4 protein-coding genes and 1 tRNA gene are annotated in these 3555 nt (G+C 65.8%); 2 read left to right on the top strand and 3 right to left on the bottom strand.

Annotated elements, in window-relative coordinates; genetic code table 11:
• Positions 1-281: 281 nt before the first annotated feature.
• Together WAN71_RS15790 and WAN71_RS15785 are read right to left on the bottom strand one after the other, a co-directional pair.
• Positions 282-371 (bottom strand) — tRNA-Ser (locus tag WAN71_RS15790).
• Positions 372-390: 19 nt separating this feature from the next.
• Positions 391-915, bottom strand: coding sequence for a MarR family winged helix-turn-helix transcriptional regulator (locus WAN71_RS15785; protein ID WP_422226230.1), 525 nt, complete (start codon positions 913-915; stop codon positions 391-393).
• A gap of 78 nt (positions 916-993) precedes the next feature.
• On the opposite strand from WAN71_RS15785, the gene WAN71_RS15780 reads away from it, so the two are divergent.
• Positions 994-1971, top strand: coding sequence for an NAD(P)H-quinone oxidoreductase (locus WAN71_RS15780; RefSeq protein WP_422226229.1), 978 nt, complete (start codon positions 994-996; stop codon positions 1969-1971).
• Here WAN71_RS15780 and WAN71_RS15775 read toward each other — a convergent pair.
• Positions 1968-3164 (bottom strand): cysteine desulfurase-like protein, encoded by a 1197-nt coding sequence (locus WAN71_RS15775; RefSeq protein ID WP_422226228.1) that lies wholly within the window; start codon positions 3162-3164, stop codon positions 1968-1970. The genes WAN71_RS15780 and WAN71_RS15775 overlap by 4 nt on opposite strands.
• Positions 3165-3273: 109 nt before the next feature.
• Here WAN71_RS15775 and WAN71_RS15770 point away from each other — a divergent pair.
• On the top strand, positions 3274-3555 hold a 282-nt coding region (locus WAN71_RS15770; protein WP_422226227.1), incomplete at its 3' end, for a DUF6541 family protein.

Here is a 3555-nt window from a genome sequence, read left to right as displayed (position 1 = left end):
GTTCATGCATCGCCACCGGATCAGGGCTGGTACCTTTCGCCGCGCATGTGCCATATCGGCGCTGCGATGCGGCCAACGGGTAGGACGCGGGCCCGCGCCCCCTCGTCCAAGACCTCAGCGTCCGGATCATCAACGCCGCCACCGGTGAACTGATCCGCCGGCTAACCCTGGACCCGACCACGGATTACCAAACCCCGCGGCACCCCCACCGGCCGTCCGAAAAACAAGCCCAACCCCTAAACGAGGGTTCGGACCTATTCCGATGTCTTGATAGATCACATTGGCGGTGGCGGAGGGATTTGAACCCCCGGACGGTTTTAGCCGTCTCTCGCTTTCAAGGCGAGTGCATTAGGCCGCTCTGCCACGCCACCGCCGACAAGGGTAACGGTGTCAGGCCCCGCCGGTCTGCCCGCCGGTCTTCGCAGCCCGGTAGGACAGTTTCAGCGCGACGCTGATCCGCCGACAGTTCTCCCCCATCGCGGCGATCTGCGAACGTGACAACTGGCCCAGGAAATAGGTCCGCACGCCTTGGGCGTAGGTGACCATGGCCTGCCTCGCCGCTGCCCGGCCATTGTCGGTGATGGCTGCGACGACCCCGCGCCTGTCATCCTGGCTGGCCTCCCGGCGCACCAGTCCCTGCGTCTCCAGGCGACGGATCTGACGGGTCAGGCGGCTCGGCAGCGACGGCAGCGCCTCGGCCAGATCGCCCATTCGGGCACAGCCGGAGGGTGTGTTGTCCAAGATGTCCAGCACCCGGACGTCGAACAGCGACAGCTGGTGCGCATCGGTCAGTCGACGGTTGAGCGCGGAATACAAACGAAGGGTCGAGTCCAAGAAGTTCTGCCACGACTTCTGCTCGGCGATATCCAACCCGGGCATCTCACTGGCTGTCCGGCCGGCAATCGGGGCGGCCATTACGTCATGCTATGCGACACAAAGCCTTTGAAAAAGCCTTTGGAACAGTCGGTGTCCGCAGGTAGTAGCGTGTCGAGCATGCATGCCATCGTCGCTGAATCCGCCGATCAACTGGTGTGGCAGGAAGTCCCCGATGTCGCGCCAGGCCACGGGGAGGTGCTCGTCAAAGTCTGCGCCGCCGGCGTCAACCGGGCCGACCTGCTGCAGGCCGCCGGCTACTATCCGCCACCACCGGGTGCCAGCGAGTTGCTCGGCATGGAGGTCTCCGGCGTCGTCGACACGGTGGGCGACGGGGTCAGCGACTGGTCGGCCGGGCAAGAAGTCTGCGCTTTGCTGGCGGGCGGCGGATACGCGGAATACGTCGCTGTTCCCGCCGGTCAGCTGCTGCCGATTCCGCACGGTGTCGACCCGCGGGACGCCGCCGGCCTACCGGAAGTGGCGTGCACGGTGTGGTCGAATCTGGCACTGACGGCTCACCTGAGCCAGGGCCAGCTGCTGCTCATCCACGGCGGCGCCAGTGGGGTGGGAACCCACGCCATCCAGGTCGCCCGGGCATTGGGTGCCCGGGTGGCGGTCACCGCGGGATCCGCCCACAAGCTGGAACACTGTCGCGAACTGGGAGCTGAAATCACCATCAACTACCACGATGAGGACTTCGTCACGAAAGTTCATGAGGCGACCGACGGCGCAGGCGCCGACGTGATCCTGGACATCATGGGCGCCTCTTACCTGGACCGCAACATCGACGCGCTGGCCCCTGACGGCCAGCTGGTCATCATCGGGATGCAGGGCGGAGTCACCGCCGAACTCAACATCGGCAAGCTGGTCGGCAAACGGGCCCGGGTGATCGGGACCACCCTGCGGGGCCGACCGGTGACCGGTCCCAACAGTAAGAGCGAGGTCGTCGCGGCGGTGACGAAATCGGTCTGGCCGATGATTGCTGACGGACGTGTCCGGCCAGTGATCGGGGCGCACATACCGATCCAGCAGGCCGCCGAGGCTCATCGACTGCTGTCGTCCGGTCAGGTGACGGGGAAGATTGTGCTGACGGCCTAGCCCAGCGACGCCAGGGCGCGCACCAACTGGTCGACCTCGGCCATCGTCGAGTAATGCGACAGCCCGACGGTGACTGCGCCGCCGACGTCGTTGACACCGATCACGTCAAGCACTCGCGAGCTCGCGTTGGAGATCGCCAGAATTCCGTTGTCCGCCAACCGTTGCACCACCCGTTCGGCCGGCACCTCGTGGACAGCGAAACTGACCACCGGTATCCGGGCCTCGGGCCGGGCGATCACCACCACCAACGGCAGCGACCGCAGCGAGCTCATCAGGTAATCGAAGATCCCGTCCATATAGGACATGGCCGATTGCATTGAGGTAGCCAGTCTTTCGCGCCGTGTTCCACGGGCCGACTCATCCAGTGACGCAAGGTATTCGATGCTCGCGACGAAGCCGGCCAGCAGACCGAACTGGTGCACGCCGACCTCGAGACGCGCTGGTCCGGTGGCGGACGGATTCGTCGACACCGAAGCGAAGGTGTTGATCATCGCCGGGTCGCGAAACACCAACGCCCCGATGGGCGGACCACCCCACCCGACGGCGTTGACGGCCACTACGTCGGCGTCGATTTCGTCGATGTCGACCAGACGGTACGGCGCGGCGGCGGAATGGTCGACGACCACAAACCCGCCGACGTCGTGAATCAACTTCGTCACCGGGCGCAGATCGGTGATGGTGCCCAGCGTCCCCGACGCTGACGTCACAGCGACCAGACGCGTCGGCTGCCCGATCAGGCCCTCCCACTGCCATGGCGGCAGCTCGCCGGTCTCGATGTCGACCTCGGCCCATTTCAGCTTGGCACCGAACCGGTTTGCTGCGCGCAGCCATGGCGCGATGTTCGCTTCGTCGTCCAGCCGGGTGACGACCATCTCGTAGCCAAGGCCGGCACGGGTCGACGACGCGTCGGCTAACGACGACAGCAACACCGCGCGATCGGCACCCAGCACTACTGCGCGCGGATCGGCGTTGACCAAATCTGCGGCGGCCTGGCGCGCCGCTTCCAGCACTGCGGCGCTGCGCTTGGCCGCCGGATGCGGACCGACGGTGCTGGGGAACGACCCGCGGAACGCCGTCGACACGGTGGTCGCCACCGAGTCGGGAATCAGCATCCCCGACGGCGCGTCGAAGTGCACCCAACCGTCCCCGAGCGACGGGTGTAATCCCCGCACCCGGGCGACGTCGTATGCCATGCCAGCCACCTTAGAGTTCCGCAGATTCAGCTAAACCATGACGGTAGCGGGCGCCCAGATGCGTCCCCGCCGTCCCAAGCCAGGTCACCCGGCCAGCCATACTAGTCCAGTGGGGCTGTGGATCGGAACGCTGATCGCATTGTTTTTGCTGATCGCGCCGGGGGCAATCGTCGCACGAATCACCCAGCTAACCTGGCCGGTCGCCGTCGCAGTTGGCCCGGCGCTGACTTTCGGTGTGGTGGCTCTGGCGATTATCCCGTTCGGCGCGCTCGGAATCCCTTGGAACGGTTGGACAGCACTCATCACGCTGGCCGCGGTGTGCCTACTGATGACGGGTTTGCAGCCGCTGCTCGCCCGCTACCGCGACACCGATCCAACGACCCGAGTGACC

This window comes from Mycobacterium sp. (assembly GCF_049280035.1).
Taxonomy (GTDB): domain Bacteria; phylum Actinomycetota; class Actinomycetes; order Mycobacteriales; family Mycobacteriaceae; genus Mycobacterium.
This window is presented reverse-complemented; position numbering and strand designations above follow the sequence as displayed.